Source organism: Treponema primitia (genome assembly GCF_046533075.1).
Lineage (GTDB): Bacteria > Spirochaetota > Spirochaetia > Treponematales > Breznakiellaceae > Termitinema > Termitinema primitia_B.
Genome location: NZ_JAJQRB010000018.1, coordinates 1 through 15,534, shown reverse-complemented (window position 1 = coordinate 15,534; position 15,534 = coordinate 1). Strand labels below are relative to the sequence as shown.

Sequence of the window (15,534 nt, the reverse complement as noted above, 5' to 3'; positions counted from 1 at the left end):
GAGTTGGAAAAATGAGTTATAAACCCATCCTTGGTATTACCATGGGAGATCCTTCGGGAATAGGTCCGGAGATTTTGGTTAAAGCCTTGGGGCAGAAGAATATCTACGATATTTGCCGCCCCTTAGTGGTAGGGGATGCCGGCGTTATTGAAAAAGCCGCACGGGAAGCGGTAAAGCGGCAAGATTTGGTTATACATCCCGTATCCTCTGTTAAGGAATGTCTTTTTACCTATGGTTCTATTGACGTTTTTGATTTGCACAATGTGGATATTGATAAGTTGAAGATCGGTAAGGTAGATATCATGAGCGGTGAAGCCGCCTACACTTCGATAAAGAGGGTGATCGAACTCGCACTTGCCAAGGAGATTGACGCCACTATTACTAATCCCCTCAATAAGGAAGCCCTTAATTTGGCGGGACATCATTATTCGGGGCATACTGAAATTTACGCCGATCTGACAGGGACAAAGGATTATTCCATGATGCTGGCGGACAATGCCCTGCGGGTTGTCCATGTTTCAACCCATGTTTCCCTGAGGGAAGCCTGCGACAGGGTAAAAAAAGATCGGGTCCTTAAGGTTATTGAACTGGCCCATAATACCTGTAAAAGCTTAGGCATAACTCAACCCAAAATCGCCGTGTCGGGCTTGAATCCCCATGCGGGTGAAAACGGTATGTTCGGCAGGGAGGAAATTGAAGAGATTGCTCCTGCGGTTGAAGCGGCCCGTACCAAAGGGATAAACGCCGAAGGTCCTATTCCGCCGGATACGGTTTTTTCCAAGGCCCATGGAGGAATGTACGATATTGTGGTAGCCATGTACCACGATCAGGGACATATCCCCCTTAAATTACTGGGCTTCCAGTATGATCAGAAGTCAGGAAAATGGAAGACCGTTAATGGGGTGAATATTACCCTGGGCTTGCCAATTATCAGAAGTTCCGTAGATCACGGGACTGCCTTTGGACATGCTTGGCAGGGTACGGCCAATGAGTCAAGCCTTATAAATGCCATCGAATACGGCGTTACCCTGGCGATAAACAAAAAGTAGGGTAAAACCCCGGCGTTATCCGGGATTTCATGAATTACAGAGATGCCGCAGGCTCCATTGGGAACTGCGCCGGAAGTGCCGCCAGCTCATAGGCGATAGGAATATCCGAGGGATTTTTTTTATTAGCCCATCGTATAATCCCAAATGCGGCGATTGCCATAACCATTCCCAGGCCGAAAGATAAGGGTCCCTTGTAGGTCGAAACGCCTAGCCGGGGCAAGAGAGTGTCCCCTATACCCAGGCTGATGATAAAGGCGGCAAAGCAGAGACCTATCTGGACCAGATTCCGGAATTTTACCTTGTCATAATCCGATTCAACCCTGACATGATCGCCAATGTTGGCTTGGCAGAGGTTCCGGGTTTCAAGGAAGACGGATTCCACGGTGGTGACATTGACACAGCAGCCGCCCCCGGTGGTAAGCAGCCGTTCCACCTTAACCACCGCCATTTCTCCCCTAATGTCTGTAACAATACCGGTTTCTTTCATATCATAACTATTCACCGAAAGTTTGAAGAGGTCAAGGTAATAGGGTTTCGATGATAAAAATCATCCATTTTTTTAAGAAAGTACTTGACAGACGGTCTATTTACATATATAATGCCTATATTAATACTAGGAATTAACACAGGAGGTTAATATGGCTAGGGTAGACAAAATTACGGATCTGATTGGGAAAACCCCAATAGTTAAAATCAACAAACTCAATGAAAGCGGGGCAACGGTGTATGTAAAGCTGGAGAGCTTTAACCCTCTTTCCAGTGTTAAGGATCGGATCGCCCTTGCGCTGATCGAAGCGGGCGAGAAGGAAGGCAAAATTAAAAAGGGTACGGTTCTTATTGAACCTACCAGCGGTAATACCGGTATCGGCCTTGCCTTTGTGGCGGCAGTTAAGGGCTATCGGATCATTCTGACCATGCCGGAAACCATGAGTATTGAGCGGCGGAAGCTCCTCAAAGCTCTGGGGGCGGAACTGGAACTGACCGAAGGCGCCAAGGGTATGAAGGGAGCCATTGCCAAGGCGGAAGAGCTGGCGGCTACCATCCCCAATTCCTATATTCCTCAGCAGTTTAACAATCCGGCTAACCCCGCAATCCATGAGAAAACCACGGGACCCGAAATTTGGGATGATACGGAAGGGGCGGTTGACATCCTCATCGGCGGGGTCGGCACCGGCGGTACCATTACCGGCGCGGGCAAGTATCTTAAGTCCAAGAAAGCCTCGGTAAAGGTTATCGCCGTGGAACCCTCGGCCTCTCCGGTTCTTTCCGGCGGACAGCCCGGGCCCCACAAGATCCAAGGTATCGGCGCAGGTTTTGTACCCCTGGTATACGGGAAAGATATTGTGGATGAGATTTACCAGACCGATGATGTAAAGGCCGGCGCTATCGCCCGCCGGGCAGCTAAGGAAGAGGGTATCCTGGTGGGTATTTCCTCCGGCGCAGCCCTGGAAGCAGCTCTGACCATTGCAAAGCGGCCTGAAAATAAGGGTAAGACCATTGTGGCTGTACTACCCGATACGGGAGAACGTTACCTTTCAACCTGGCTCTGGGAAGATTAACCTGAGTCTGTAGTAACACTGCAAAAGGGGGCGAAATGAAGAAACAATTTCGCCCCCTTTATATATATAAAATTACAAGTATGTAAGAATTTGTAGTTGTATTAACAACTCCTCCATGCTAATATGGCGCCAATTGGCGCTTGGCGCCTTTTGCGGCGGTCATCCTGTTACCCGCCTTACCAAAACAAGGAGTTTCCTGTGAATACCCGATCTTTCCGTTTCCTCGATCTGATTATGGCTTTTTTTGTGACGGTACTTGTCGTCAGCAACGTAGCGTCTTCGGCAAAAATCGTGGATCTTGGCTTTTCCCTCTTCGGCATCAGGCTGGCCTTTGACGGCGGCACCCTCCTCTTCCCCCTGTCCTATGTTTTCGGGGACATCCTCACCGAAGTCTATGGTTTCCGTGCATCCAGGCGGGTTATCTGGACGGGATTTGCCGCCCTGGCCCTGTCTTCCCTGGTATTCCTCTTACTCCGGGTTCTCCCGGCGGATGCCGAATGGGAGGCCTATGCGGGGTCCGCAGCCTATGACGCTATCCTGGGGGGCATGAGCACCGGCGGCATAGCCCTGGCGAGCCTCGCCGGTTACTGGGTGGGGGAATTTTCCAACTCCGTGGTCCTCTCCCGGGTGAAGGTTCTTATGAAGGGCCGGTTCCTCTGGGTACGGACCATAGGCAGCACCCTGGTAGGGGAACTGCTGGACAGTGTAGTTTTTGTGTTTATCGCCAGCCTCACCGGAGTCTTCGGCTGGGAACTCTTTGCCTCCCTGGTGTTAACCAACTACATACTGAAATGTACCATTGAGGTGATCATGACCCCCGCAACATATTTGGCGGTATTTAAGCTGAAGAAGGCCGAATCAATTGACACCTATGATGTGGGAATAAGCTTTAACCCCTTTAAGCTTCAAGATCGAACCGTACCGCCGGGGGGTCAAAGTCCGGATATTCCGTAACGGGTTTGGGCAAGCCGAATCGTTCCGGATTTACCCTATATGCTGCCGACCCTGCGGTTGTCGTCGGCATATAGGGCGTTTCCACCGCCCCGTGGAGAACTTACAATCCCTTACCGAGGACCGCGGTAAGGATACTTGCAATAATAATGACAATTGCTCCGCCGATACGGGAGGAAATCTGCGCGAAAGGCATAAGGGACATACGCTTGGCTGCGCCAAGGGTGGCCACATCGCCGGTGCCGCCCATGTTAGACATACAGAGGCCGGCGGTAATCATGGATTCTATGGGGTAGAACCCTACCAGCTTTCCGAATATGGCGGTACCTAACAGCGCGCCGATAACAGTAACCAGAACGATAACAAAGTAGAACAGGCTGAAGGATTCCTTAACCACCGCCAGATCCGTATAAACGCATCCGATACCAAACATAACCGCAGGCAGGGTTATCTTGAGAATAAAATCGTACCACTGGGCCATCTGGGCTTCCATGGCTTTCGGAAAGAGTCCGACGATCTTAACTATGGCTACAATAACAATGGTCCAGGCATAGTAATGTATGGCGGGTACAAATTTGGCAACTATTACCCCCAGGGCGGCAAAGACGCCGGAAAGGATAAATCCCGTACCAAGATGTTCAAACTGTAACGGTTCAGATTCCAGTTTTCCTTCACTCAGATCAACACCCTTCATAAGTACGCCGTTGCCGGTCAATGAAGGTATTGCTTTTCCCAGGCGATCCAGCAGACCGCCGCCGACTATAGCCAGTACATTCCCCATTACTACCGCAGGCATTAAAAGGGATAGGTAATAGCCGCTGTCCCGGGAAAGGGCCGCGCCGTAGAGCTGGGATGTGGGTACTGCACCGGCAGAGGTACCGCCGCCCATGATAGGCAGGGCGATGAACATAATTGCCTGTTTCCACCCAAATCCGGAGATGGCTCCAATCAAGCCGGCGAAGATAAACGCAAAGAGGATCCCCGCCAGCAGGGGAAGCAGGTACAGCATTCCGGCGCGGATCAACAGTTTTCTGTTCATGGTGAGGATGCTGCCGCAGATAAGCCCCATAACAGCCCATCCGATATAATCCATGGGACGAATCAGATTGTCGATAATTTTGACGGTTCCCGCGGGGATCACATTAAAATAGATGAGTGCGGCGCCTCCGAAGATTGCCAGGAAAGCCCCGCCCCCAAAAAAATCCTTGATGATGGGACAAACATCGCCGATTGCGATGAGGCCCATCCCCAAAATAGTACAGACCAGAAATCCTCCAAGCCATCCCGGGGGGACGGCGTTCAGAGCTATTGCAGTGATGGTAATCACAAGCATAATCAGATAGTATTTTAATTTAATAAACCCAACGTTGGCATTATTCAAAAGTGAACTCATTATAACCTCCACAGATTACAAGTTTTCTTAAACTTTGGCAAACCGCTGAAACGCCGAGCCGCAGGCAGACGTTTTGCGGAAGCGCTCTTATTGATCGCAGATGGAACCATCCGTATTCAACCTGGTATATACTTCCCGTTTTTTGTAGGGGAACCGTTCTTCCACATTCTCCGTAAGATCCAACCCAAGGCCGGGGCCTTCGGGTAAAGCGATAAAGCCATTGGTAACCTTCGGCAGGGCAGTAACAATATCCGCCTGTTTCAGGGCTTTGACGTTCTCAGCTTTATCGAAGACAAAACGTTCGGTCGCCGCTGGTCCGTCATGATCGGGAAGTTCCTGAACCGCGAAATTTTCAATGGCAGCCGCTATTTGAAGACAAGCAACGGTGCTTACGGGACTCAGAGGGTTATGGGGAACAATCAAAGCGTCATGAGCTTCGGCTATGGCGGCTATTTTTCTGGTCCCCGTGATGCCGCCGCAAAGACAAACGCTGGTCCTGACATAGCTCATTGCATTGCGGGCCAGAAGCATCTCAAATTCCTGGATGGTGTGGATACGTTCACCCGTGGCTATGGGGACATTGATCCGGTTGGCAATAAGCGCCATCGCGTCAAAGTTATCCGGCTTGATAGGATCTTCCAGGAAGAAAGGCGTATACTTTTCCACTGCATGGGCAAAAGAAATGGCTTCTCCCGGATTCATCCGCCGGTGTAGTTCCAGACAGAGGTCCAGATCATCCCCAACAGCCTCCCGAATTTGACGTACCCGGTCTACCGCACGATTTATACGATGGGCGCCGGTCTCAAAATAAGCTCTGCTGCGGGGTTCGTCCAGGAAGGGGGACAGATGGCCCACCGCGGTATACCCCAGGTCCCTGGCTTTCTTGCATTGGTCTACCATTTCTTCGGTGGTGGTCCCGGCAACATGATAATACACCCGGATTTTATCCCGGCATTTACCGCCGATAAGCTGATAAATCGGGGCATTATGGTATTTACCCGAAATATCCCAAAGTGCAATGTCTATGGCACTTAATGCTCCCATGACTGCGGCGCCCCGGAAATGGAAACTGCGGTACATATACTGCCAATGGTGCTCAATAAGCAGGGGATCTTTGCCTATAAGATAACCCTTAAAGATTTCCGCCGCTGCCTTCGCCGCGTCCAGAAACCCCCAGGCTCCACATTCACCTAATCCGGTGAGCCCCTCATCAGTAAAAATTTTTACATACATAAAACTGTTCACCATAAGAACTTTTAAATCAGTAATTTTCATCCGATACCTCCTTTTGGTTTTTTCTATAAGATTTAGAGGCTATGCCCCTTTTCCTAACCGTGCTCTGAACAGGGCCTTGATTCCTCCTGCCTGAAGAATGGACATGGCGTGCTCTCCTATCCGGGGACAGGAAAACTGTTCACCGGTTCGGGAAAGTGTTATTTTTCCGGTACTTATATCTACTTCCAGAGCGTCTCCGGACTGAACCTTGCCGGTAATGCCGGAACAGGTTAACAGGGGAAGGCCGAGGTTTATGGCGTTCCGAAAAAATATCCGGGCGAAGGATTCGGCAATAACCACACCGGCGCCCATATTAATAAGGGCTATTGCAGCATGTTCCCGGCTGGAACCACAGCCGAAATTTGTTCCCGCCACAATGATTCCCTTTTTCTGAAAGTGCCCCGCAATTGCCGGGTCAACACCGTAGAGACACAATTTTCCGATTTCAACGGGGTCCGTAATTTCCAGAAAACGCCCAGGAAAAATCTGATCCGTGTCAATGTTCTTTCCCAGTACCAGTGCGCTTCCGCTAAAGCTTGTATCCATTGGTTTCTCCTAAAGTAAAGTCCGGGGATCAGTTATTTTCCCCTTTAGTACCGACGCAGCCACGGTGGCTGGGGAGGCTAAATAAATTTGCGCCCCAGTGCTGCCCATTCTGCCCGGGAAGTTCCGGTTGGAAGCGGTGATGCATACCTCTCCCGGGGCTATTACCCCTTCGTGGGCGCCCAGACAGGGACCGCATCCCGGACTGGAAATGGTTGCTCCGGCTTTCATCAGATCCTGGATATACCCCAGGCGCATGGCTTCTTCCATAACTGCGGCGGAGGCGGGTATAACCACCAATCGCACATATTGGGGGATCTTCTTACCCCGAAGGATTTCCGCAGCCTCCCCAATATCCTCCACCCTGCCTCCGGTACAGGCCCCCACAAAGCCCTGATCCACCGCCACGGCTGGAATCTCTTCAATGGGCTGTACATTATCCACACTATGGGGGGAAGAAATTTGGGGGGATAAACTGCTCACATCAAATACATAGGATTCAGAATACACGTACCCCGGATCGGTAACCGGGATCTCAAAGGGCCGTACGGCTCGAATGTTGACATAGTCAAGCACCGCCTTATTAGGCTGCATATAAGCGGTTTTGGCGCCCATCTCTACCGCCATATTACAAATCACTATTCTCCCGGGAATATCCAACTGATCCACATACGTTCCGGTAAAATCGATAGCCTTATATACCGCTTTATCCGCCTTAAGGGTACCAAGGATATGGAGGATCACATCCTTGGGATATACCCCCCGGGGAGGAGTACCGTCTATACGTATCTCTATTATTTCCGGTACCCGGAACCACAATTCGCCGGATATCAAGATAGTCGCCATATCGGTGGCTCCCACGCCGGTTCCAAAGGCGCCAAGGGCTCCATGAGTGGTGGTATGGGAATCGGTCGCTACCAGGATCATTCCCGGATAAACAAGTCCTGCTTCAATCATCACCTGATGACACACCCCGCAATTGATATCGAAGTGGTATTGCAGACCCTGTTCCCGGGCAAATTCCCGCATTTCGCGGTGAATCTGGGCGGTTTGAATCGTCGGCGCCGGTGCGTAGTGGTCAAAAACAAAGGCCGCCCGGGTATTATCCCAGACCTTGGTTCCGCCCATCTCCTTAAAGGAATAGATAGTTTGAAGATAAAGATCGTTAATTTCAGCAAAATCAATACGGGCATTAACTATTTCACCTGTTTTGATTTTGTCTGTTCCACTTGCCTTGGCTAGAATTTTCTCTATTGCATGCATTACAAGCTCCTGATATATCGTATATCGTATACAAGATGCTAACACGACTTTTATTATAAGGCAACATATTTTTTCAATAAGTTTAAAATTTTTGAAGAAATTCCATTTATTGACAAATTCGTTTTTTAAATAGTAAAATATGAGGGTCTATGATTCATTTGTCAGGTAAAATGGTGTGAAATCAATAAATTTAATGCCCATGCGGGTTCGAGTTGCCTCAGAATTGCGAAAAGCGATCCTTGCAGGGGAATTTAAAGAAGGTCAGTCCTTATCCCTTACAGAACTTAGTAAACAACTCGGTATCTCCCGAACCCCTATCCGGGAAGCTTTTCAGACCTTGGCTGAGGAGGGCTTCATTGAACTCCGGATGAATAAACACGCCCTGGTCCTGGGAATTGATCTTAAATTTATCCAGGATCATTACAGGATGCGTATCCTTCTTGAAGGAGAAGCCGCATTTTGTGCTGCCAATAATAATATGGATACCGGCGAAATTGCTGAAATAACCCGGAACATTAAAAATAAACTCCCCGGAGTTGCTCCGGAGGAATTCGCCGACTATAATCAACGTTTTCATACTATTATTTGGGAGTCCGCAGATAACCAGCGCTTGTACAGCTTCCTCATGAGTCTGTGGAACGGCGCATCAAAGGGGAAAGCTGTATCAAATATGGATCATTTCAACCGATCTATATATGAGCATGAACAGATTATAAGCGCAATTGCCGGACACCAAGCCGAACAGAGCCAGCAGTTCATGCATAAACATGTTTCACGAGGTTTAGAAAACATGTTAAGAAGCTACCAGCTCCCGAGAAATCCTTAAAGTACATGGTTGTTCCTCATTTCTCATTCTCATTGACAGAGCTCTTCCATTGGGTACAATTTAAACAATGCCCGTGAACCCGATTTTTCAGAGACTGACCCTCCTTACCGGCGCCGAAGCCATGGAAGCCCTTGCCAATATCAGGGTGATTGTTTTCGGGGTTGGGGGCGTGGGGAGCTGGTGCGCCGAAGCTCTGGCGAGGTCCGGGGTGGGGCATATCGCCATAGTCGATTCCGATACGGTTTGCGTTACCAATATCAACCGCCAGGTCCAGGCTATCGCCGCCACCGTAGGGCAGTTTAAGGTGGATGTCCTAAAGGACAGGCTGTTGGCGATCAACCCCGCCTGTGATGTCGCCGCCTTTGGGAAGGTCTTTTCCCGCGAAAGCGCCGGTGACTTCGGCATTGAAGGCGCCGACTATGTGATTGACGCCATCGACAGCATCACCCACAAGCTGGACCTGATTGAATACGCCGCCGCCGCTAGTGTCCCGCTCTTTTCTTCCATGGGTATGGCTCAGAAACTCGATCCCACCCAGCTTAAAACCGGGGATATCTGGGAAACCCAGGGCTGTCCCCTGGCCCGTCTGGTCCGTTCTGGTCTGCGAAAGCGGGGTTTCCAGGGGCATTTTACCGTAGTCTACAGTGCCGAGCGGCTCCCCCTGAGCGCCGGTGTGGTTGCCGCCTGTGGTTCCGCCCAGTGCCTGTGTCCCGCCCGGAACCGGGATGACCCCAATGCCCCAATTGAGTGGTGCAGTTCAAAAAAGGTGATCAACGGCAGCGCCGTCACGGTTACTGCCACTGCGGGGATGATCCTGGGGAGTCTGGTGCTCCAGGATGTGTATGCCCGGTACCATCCGGTGGACATGGTTCAAAATGGCTAACCGGTTTCTCCGCAAAGCCGGGGCCAGTACGATTGTGCAGAAGCTTAGCGCCAAGGCTATACTGGAGCGGAACCTCATCACCGAGGGGGACCGGATCCTTATTGCCGCTTCCGGGGGTAAGGATTCTACCGTCATGGCTTGGGCGCTTTCAGCTATCAGGCCGGCGCTGAAAAAAAACTACGAACTGGCGGCTATCCACATTTCCAGCGATTTCTGCGCCTGCTGCAAAAAGTCGGCCCTTTCCCAGCGGCTGGAGGGGTGGGGCATCCCCTTTACCGACCTTTTCGTGCCGATCATCGGTCGGCTCAAGGAGGGGGAGAAGATGAATTGTTACTGGTGTTCCACCCAGCGGCGGACGGAACTTCTGAAATATGCGGTGGAAAATGGGTTCAACAAGATCGCCCTGGGGCATCATCTGGATGATATTATCGAAACCTTCTTTATGAACATGACCGCCAAGGGAGAGCTTTCCGCCATGCCCATGCTCCTCGCTTACCGGAAATACCCCGTAAGCCTTATCCGGCCCCTGGGTTATGTGGAAGAGCAGCAGATCATAGCCTGCGCTGCGGAAAGGGACATCCTCAAGGCGGTCTGTACCTGCCCCTATGGGATCAACTCCAAGCGCCGGGACGTTCGGAAGCGTATTGCCGAATTTACCGGCAATTCCGGGGCGGTAAAACGGCGTATCTTTAAGGCCCTTTCTTCCGGAGATCGGGATCTGTTAATGGAGAATGAATGAAGAATTCAGGGCTGGATGCCGATAGGTGTATATGCGGAAAAGTATAATAGTATTCTTATTTCTTATAAGTGCAGGGATGCAGGTGTTTTTTTCCTGCGCCAGCTCCCAAGCGGTCCCTGTTTCCCGTGACAAGGGGTCGGTTGTACCGAGAAAGCCGACTATGATTACGAATTCGCCGCCGGCTAAAAATACCTCCCCCGAAAGCAGCAGCTCCGCAGCGGAAAGAAAGGTTCCGGATCAATCCCCAGGGGTGAGTCCGGAACGGACGGAGACTTTTACGGCCGAACGGACTATAAACCCTACCGTTAACTGGCCTCTTTTGGGTCAGGGGCAGATGGATGCGGAATATTTAGCATCCTTTCTATTAAAGGTAAACAGTGCTGCGGACCCCGAATTTGTAAAGCAGCTTTCCCTTCTTTACGTTGAGGAGGCCGCACTGGAAGGGGTGGATCACGATGTGGCCTTTGCCCAGATGTGTTTGGAAACAGGATTCCTCCGGTATGGAGGCCTGGTGACCAATGATATGAATAACTTTTGCGGTCTCGGCGCCATGAGTCCGGAAAAGCCGGGGGAACGGTTTCCCACTCCGCAAATGGGCGTCAGGGCTCAGATACAGCATCTTAAGGGATACGCCACCGGGGATCCTCTGAGTCAGGAATTGGTAGACCCCCGGTACAAGTATGTCCGTTACGGTTCGGCGCCCACCATCGAAGGCCTTACGGGTACCTGGGCGACTGATCGCAGTTATGCTGAAAAGATCGTTGGTGTTTTACAGAGGCTTTATACTAATTCTAGTGTTGCTGCGGGGCAGCCTGGGCCATAATCCTTTTCTAGTATTTATCGTAATCGGGCGTGGGGAGGGGCATACCCGGCTTCATGTGCATGTAGAGCCTGTCTCCGCAGCCCCACTACGTGGGTCTACTACGACAGAGAATTCCATATACATGAAGCCGGGTATGCCCCTCCCCACGCCCGCCGGTGCGTATGTACGGGAAAGGGATATGGTACTTCATTGCGTTTACAAATTTTCCCACACTCATTTTACGCTGGTAGATAGAATTGACGGGATATCTGTTCATCATAATAGAAACTCAATAGGAAAAATCAGTGAAAAACATGTTTCATTGTTTGCCTGGAGAACATCGGATGTAACATCATTAAACGGGAATGGCGGAAAATATAGCAGCCTGTTTGGTGTAAATCAGATAATAGTTGAGAATATTCCTAAAGGCAGGACCGTAATAAATGTAAATGCTGTATTCGGATTGGTTGAAATTATTGTATCAAAAGATATAAAAATAATAAATAAAACAGTACCAATATTCTCTGGAATATTTCAACCAAAAATTACAGAAGAAAATATAGATAAGGATAGGCCTGAATTGTATATAACCGGAAAAGCCGTTTTCGGAAACATTACTATAAAAAACAGTAGGGGAAAATAAAAAGTATAATGAGCGGAATGAAAAAATATATCAAAAGGTATATGATAAAATATAAAAAGCTGCCCGTCGTCCATGGTGGACGCTTCGTAGTAGATTTTTACTTCATATAACGAATCCGCTGAATAAGTCCATGCAGTAAAACTACTATGATATATACCCATGTAGCCCGCCGCGCAATTCTTAAAATCAAAAGCCCCCTGGATACTATTGACCAAGAAGACTACTACCGCCCACTGTTCGCCTATACTCCCAAATCCGTAATATATGCGCAATTAAATTCGTATATATTACAGTCAGGGGATATATACGCATTCGCATATATACTAGGAGTGGATGGTTTATGCGTATTTCGTATATAATACGTTATGTGCAATTTTGGCCAAACATTATATTGACAATAAGCGGATAATAATATTAAAATAATTAGAGGGTTTTATGAAAAAAATTTTAATATTGATAATGATTATTAATATTTACTCAAATTTATTTTGTGAAGGAAATAATGAAAGTAAATTAGTAAGTCATTATTTACAATTAAGAATTACAAACAAATCAAAAAATGAGATAGGAGTATATTTTGATCATCTCAATTATTTTGACAAAACATTACCTATGAATGGATCATATATTACAGATAACCACCCAAAAAATGAAAATTATCCGGGATTTATCGCAATTGATAGGGGTAACAATGTATTGGAAATATATAAGACAAATTTAATAAATACCGTTGCCTTAGAATGGTATTTTGATGTTATCATATTTGATGATGAAGTTGATTTTTATCAAGTAGATAATTTAAACAATACCGAATTAAATTCAAAAGAAATAAGTACGAGATGGTATAAATATGAAATAAATAACAAAAATATATCAATTGAAATTGATAATAAAACAAACATGGATATAATAATAGGGTTTGATGGAATAGTTGGAAGCTATCATTCTGATAAATTGGCAAATAATAATACTATAAAATTTGAAATTAATGATTCAATATTTGATTTAAAGCATATAAGTATAAGAATTTTATACACTGATATTATAATAGACCGTATGAAATTGACAGATTATTTATATTTAAATAATAGTAGGCACAAAAATATAAAAATAATATTAAATAACGATTCAGGTTATGAAATACAATATATGTGAGGGGCCAAAACTGCACATAACAGGTCTGTATGCGTTCCGGGCCTTCGGCCCTCCAGGGTTCCGCTCGCCTAGGTCAGCTTCGCTTCCCACGGCTCGTTCCACCCAAAGTTTTGCAGGGCTGCAAACGCTTCGCGTTCGCAGCCCTGCAAAACTTTCGCATACAGCCGGAACGTTATGCGCCATTAAATCCTGAAATTTTTGTTTAATGAAGTGCCGCCTCCATGCGGCATGAAGAAAATATTTTGTTAAATTGAATATTTTTAATATTGCATAAAAAAATATATTGTGATAAATATATTCAAGGTATTATGTATTTAGTATCTAAATTTGGTTTGGAGGTTCTTATGAAGAACAAATTTATGCTTTTGGGTATAGCCTTTGCTATAGTTATGCTCATGGGGTGTTTTTCAACACCATCATCATCTGGTAATGGGGCTCAGCGTTCTAACAATCAAATGAGATTATTAGATCCAACTGATGTTGTTGGCAAAAACTTGGTTGGTACTGATGAAAGTGGTACTTATAGTTTTTTGTTACACGAAGGCGGGAAACTGGAATACACCATAAATGATATGGTGAATACAGGAAATTGGTCTTTTGATAAATCCAAAAAAATATATCGTTATACATTTAATTGGACAGAAGATGGCAAAGAAAAAGGTTATATTATGGACTTTTTGGCTAATGAAGCAGAAATAACCGTTGCTGGGCATTGGTATTTAACCGATGCTTTTATAACTTTTGGGAAAAAAGTAACCATTGAAGAATAAATGAAGAACGCACGCCGTCCATTGGTGTGCGCTTCGTAGCAGGATTTAACGGCGCATAACCAAGGTGCTGAAAAAGTCCTTGCGTTAGTAAAACTATCATGATATAATACTGTATTATGGCACGATACAAGTATGTGGATAAGAATCAAGGCCTATTTATAACGGTGGACCTGCAAAAACAGCTAATACCCGGCACATTTGAATACACATTGAATGAATTAATCGACAAAAAGCTGGATTTAAGTATCTTCGACCAACGGTATAAGAATGACGAGACGGGAGCGACTGCAATAGAACCGCGAACATTGCTCAAAATCATCATATATTCAGAAGCGGGCAGTCTGTACACCCACCCTGTTTCATCCGGTATACCTTCCCCGTGTTTCGGTTCAGTTTTACTACCCCTTGATAGGGTAAAACTTTTCCGCAGGGACAGATATACGTATCATCTTTTTCATTGTAGGTAAACTCCTGTACCGTAAACTTTTTGTCTTCTTCTTTAACATGTCCTTTCCGGTTCTTAAATCCTTCTTCCCGTGTTCTGAAATGCGGGTCTGGGATGAGTACCTTAACCCCCTGTTCCTGAGCAATTTTCAAATTGTCTTCGGAAAAATAATTGGTATCCGCAAGCAGCAGTGTGTCTGCAAGCGGTTTTTCCTTCCCGGTTAATTCCTTAATCTTCGCACTTTCATTGTCCGTAACATTTGATTGCACTTCTTTTCCGGATACCCCAAGCCGTGTCTCTGCTGTTTTGAGAAAATCTTTGATATAGGCCGCTTTTTTTTCAAACCTCTCTATCGCCCCCTGTAGACGATCCTTCTCATCATCAGTATGGGTCAGGTCATTGTTTTGATGTTTTTCCATCAATCGTCCTACCTGCTTTTCAAACCGTTTCTGCTTCTTTTCAAGGTTCTCATGGGTCCCCGACCACTCTTTACTGGCATTGCTGGGCAGTCGGCACCCATCCAGGGCAAACATATCCCCTTTTATCAGTTCAAGTTCATTACAGACAAGCAGTACCTCTGTAAATATTTCCTTCATTTCTTCGCTGTGCCCTGACACAAATGCCGCTATGGTCGCATGATCGGTACTGATATCCCCGGTAAGTGCTTTTGCCGTTATATTTGTTCTTGCCAGATTTTCCAGCTTCCTTGAGGACAGTATCCCGCGGGAATACCCGTAGAGTACCAGTTTTAAGAGGGCTCGGGGATTAATGGCCGGCCGGCCTTCTTGGTCATTCTTGTAAAGAATATCAAACTTGCCGCAGTCTATGTTATTTTCTACAATCTGGTTAACCGTCCAATCAAAGGTTCCGGGTAATAATTGCTCCGCAAGATTCACTTCAAGAAAGAACCCCTGGCCATATTCGGCCCCTGTCGTTTTGTATCGTGACATGATAAGTAATTATACTATTTTTTATGTTTTTCGACAACTTCAACAGATCTGTATACGCTGCGGGCCTTGAAGGCCCTCGGGGTTCCGTTCGCCTAGGTCAGTCGCTTCGCTCCTTCCCACGGCTCACTTCACCCAAAGTTTTGCAGGACTGCAAACGCTTCGTATACAGCCGGAACGTCTATGAGAAAAGTCAAGCAGAAATCTGTAAATTTTCCGGAAAAATGATATTATTATTTTCCAGGAACTTTTTATATTCCGCCATCTTCTTCTCGTGGAGCTTCTCAACGG

16 protein-coding genes and 1 pseudogene are annotated in these 15,534 nt (G+C 47.1%); 11 read left to right on the top strand and 6 right to left on the bottom strand.

The genetic code is table 11. From position 1 onward, the window contains the following. Positions 1–11 precede the first annotated feature (11 nt). Positions 12–1,049 carry a 4-hydroxythreonine-4-phosphate dehydrogenase PdxA gene (pdxA, locus tag LQZ19_RS03035; RefSeq protein WP_411046170.1) on the top strand — a complete coding sequence of 346 codons (1,038 nt, stop codon included), beginning with the start codon at positions 12–14 and terminating at the stop codon, positions 1,047–1,049. Between the two features lie 34 nt (positions 1,050–1,083). Here pdxA and LQZ19_RS03030 read toward each other — a convergent pair whose 3' ends face one another. Further along, the gene (locus LQZ19_RS03030; protein ID WP_411046169.1) at positions 1,084–1,536 is read right to left on the bottom strand and encodes a SoxR reducing system RseC family protein; all 453 of its coding nucleotides are present in this window, start codon (positions 1,534–1,536) and stop codon (positions 1,084–1,086) included. A 151-nt stretch (positions 1,537–1,687) separates the two neighbouring features. Between LQZ19_RS03030 and cysK the strand changes: the two genes are divergently transcribed. Further along, positions 1,688–2,608, top strand: a complete 921-nt coding sequence (cysK, locus tag LQZ19_RS03025; protein ID WP_411046168.1) for a cysteine synthase A — start codon at positions 1,688–1,690, stop codon at positions 2,606–2,608. Positions 2,609–2,806: 198 nt separating this feature from the next. After that, positions 2,807–3,562, top strand: a complete 756-nt coding sequence (locus LQZ19_RS03020; protein ID WP_411046167.1) for a queuosine precursor transporter — start codon at positions 2,807–2,809, stop codon at positions 3,560–3,562. 100 nt (positions 3,563–3,662) lie between these two features. Here the strand turns inward: LQZ19_RS03020 and LQZ19_RS03015 are convergent, their stop codons facing one another. The 4 genes from LQZ19_RS03015 to LQZ19_RS03000 form a co-directional block, all read right to left on the bottom strand. After that, positions 3,663–4,952 (bottom strand): 2-hydroxycarboxylate transporter family protein, encoded by a 1,290-nt coding sequence (locus LQZ19_RS03015; RefSeq protein WP_411046166.1) that lies wholly within the window; start codon positions 4,950–4,952, stop codon positions 3,663–3,665. Between the two features lie 87 nt (positions 4,953–5,039). Next, positions 5,040–6,227 carry a mandelate racemase/muconate lactonizing enzyme family protein gene (locus LQZ19_RS03010; RefSeq protein WP_411046165.1) on the bottom strand — a complete coding sequence of 396 codons (1,188 nt, stop codon included), beginning with the start codon at positions 6,225–6,227 and terminating at the stop codon, positions 5,040–5,042. Between the two features lie 39 nt (positions 6,228–6,266). Next, on the bottom strand, positions 6,267–6,773 hold the full coding sequence (locus LQZ19_RS03005; protein ID WP_411046164.1) for a LeuD/DmdB family oxidoreductase small subunit: 507 nt from the start codon (positions 6,771–6,773) through the stop codon (positions 6,267–6,269). Positions 6,774–6,782: 9 nt separating this feature from the next. After that, positions 6,783–8,033 (bottom strand): 3-isopropylmalate dehydratase large subunit, encoded by a 1,251-nt coding sequence (locus LQZ19_RS03000; protein ID WP_411046163.1) that lies wholly within the window; start codon positions 8,031–8,033, stop codon positions 6,783–6,785. 175 nt (positions 8,034–8,208) lie between these two features. Between LQZ19_RS03000 and LQZ19_RS02995 the strand changes: the two genes are divergently transcribed. The 8 genes and pseudogenes from LQZ19_RS02995 to LQZ19_RS19385 form a co-directional block, all read left to right on the top strand. Then, positions 8,209–8,859: a GntR family transcriptional regulator gene (locus LQZ19_RS02995; RefSeq protein WP_411046162.1), complete on the top strand. Its 651-nt coding sequence runs from the start codon at positions 8,209–8,211 to the stop codon at positions 8,857–8,859. Positions 8,860–8,926: 67 nt separating this feature from the next. Beyond that, positions 8,927–9,742, top strand: a complete 816-nt coding sequence (locus LQZ19_RS02990) for a tRNA threonylcarbamoyladenosine dehydratase (RefSeq protein WP_411046161.1) — start codon at positions 8,927–8,929, stop codon at positions 9,740–9,742. Beyond that, on the top strand, positions 9,702–10,481 hold the full coding sequence (locus tag LQZ19_RS02985; RefSeq protein ID WP_411046160.1) for a tRNA 2-thiocytidine biosynthesis TtcA family protein: 780 nt from the start codon (positions 9,702–9,704) through the stop codon (positions 10,479–10,481). Before LQZ19_RS02990 ends, LQZ19_RS02985 begins: the two co-directional genes overlap by 41 nt. A 160-nt stretch (positions 10,482–10,641) precedes the next feature. Next, entirely contained in the window at positions 10,642–11,304 is a 663-nt protein-coding gene (locus LQZ19_RS02980; protein WP_411046159.1) for a glucosaminidase domain-containing protein, read from the top strand. Between the two features lie 178 nt (positions 11,305–11,482). Further along, positions 11,483–11,926: a hypothetical protein gene (locus LQZ19_RS02975; protein WP_411046158.1), complete on the top strand. Its 444-nt coding sequence runs from the start codon at positions 11,483–11,485 to the stop codon at positions 11,924–11,926. A gap of 435 nt (positions 11,927–12,361) precedes the next feature. Next, the gene (locus tag LQZ19_RS02970; RefSeq protein ID WP_411046157.1) at positions 12,362–13,081 is read left to right on the top strand and encodes a hypothetical protein; all 720 of its coding nucleotides are present in this window, start codon (positions 12,362–12,364) and stop codon (positions 13,079–13,081) included. A 344-nt stretch (positions 13,082–13,425) separates the two neighbouring features. Next, entirely contained in the window at positions 13,426–13,851 is a 426-nt protein-coding gene (locus tag LQZ19_RS02965) for a hypothetical protein (RefSeq protein WP_411046156.1), read from the top strand. A gap of 116 nt (positions 13,852–13,967) precedes the next feature. Next, a pseudogene (locus tag LQZ19_RS19385) lies at positions 13,968–14,138 on the top strand (IS1182 family transposase); the annotation flags it as partial. Between the two features lie 31 nt (positions 14,139–14,169). Here LQZ19_RS19385 and LQZ19_RS02960 read toward each other — a convergent pair. Further along, entirely contained in the window at positions 14,170–15,246 is a 1,077-nt protein-coding gene (locus LQZ19_RS02960) for a transposase (protein WP_411046155.1), read from the bottom strand. Positions 15,247–15,534: the final 288 nt, after the last annotated feature.

Excerpts from the sequence above, each read along its gene's own strand:
- pdxA (WP_411046170.1), top strand. The coding sequence starts at position 12 with ATGAGTTATAAACCCATCCTTGGTATTACCATGGGAGATCCTTCGGGA.
- LQZ19_RS03030 (WP_411046169.1), bottom strand. The coding sequence starts at position 1,536 with ATGAAAGAAACCGGTATTGTTACAGACATTAGGGGAGAAATGGCGGTG.
- cysK (WP_411046168.1), top strand. The coding sequence starts at position 1,688 with ATGGCTAGGGTAGACAAAATTACGGATCTGATTGGGAAAACCCCAATA.
- LQZ19_RS03015 (WP_411046166.1), bottom strand. The coding sequence starts at position 4,952 with ATGAGTTCACTTTTGAATAATGCCAACGTTGGGTTTATTAAATTAAAA.
- LQZ19_RS03010 (WP_411046165.1), bottom strand. The coding sequence starts at position 6,227 with ATGAAAATTACTGATTTAAAAGTTCTTATGGTGAACAGTTTTATGTAT.
- LQZ19_RS03005 (WP_411046164.1), bottom strand. The coding sequence starts at position 6,773 with ATGGATACAAGCTTTAGCGGAAGCGCACTGGTACTGGGAAAGAACATT.
- LQZ19_RS03000 (WP_411046163.1), bottom strand. The coding sequence starts at position 8,033 with ATGCATGCAATAGAGAAAATTCTAGCCAAGGCAAGTGGAACAGACAAA.
- LQZ19_RS02990 (WP_411046161.1), top strand. The coding sequence starts at position 8,927 with ATGCCCGTGAACCCGATTTTTCAGAGACTGACCCTCCTTACCGGCGCC.
- LQZ19_RS02985 (WP_411046160.1), top strand. The coding sequence starts at position 9,702 with ATGCCCGGTACCATCCGGTGGACATGGTTCAAAATGGCTAACCGGTTT.
- LQZ19_RS02980 (WP_411046159.1), top strand. The coding sequence starts at position 10,642 with ATGATTACGAATTCGCCGCCGGCTAAAAATACCTCCCCCGAAAGCAGC.
- LQZ19_RS02975 (WP_411046158.1), top strand. The coding sequence starts at position 11,483 with ATGGTACTTCATTGCGTTTACAAATTTTCCCACACTCATTTTACGCTG.
- LQZ19_RS02970 (WP_411046157.1), top strand. The coding sequence starts at position 12,362 with ATGAAAAAAATTTTAATATTGATAATGATTATTAATATTTACTCAAAT.
- LQZ19_RS02965 (WP_411046156.1), top strand. The coding sequence starts at position 13,426 with ATGAAGAACAAATTTATGCTTTTGGGTATAGCCTTTGCTATAGTTATG.
- LQZ19_RS02960 (WP_411046155.1), bottom strand. The coding sequence starts at position 15,246 with ATGTCACGATACAAAACGACAGGGGCCGAATATGGCCAGGGGTTCTTT.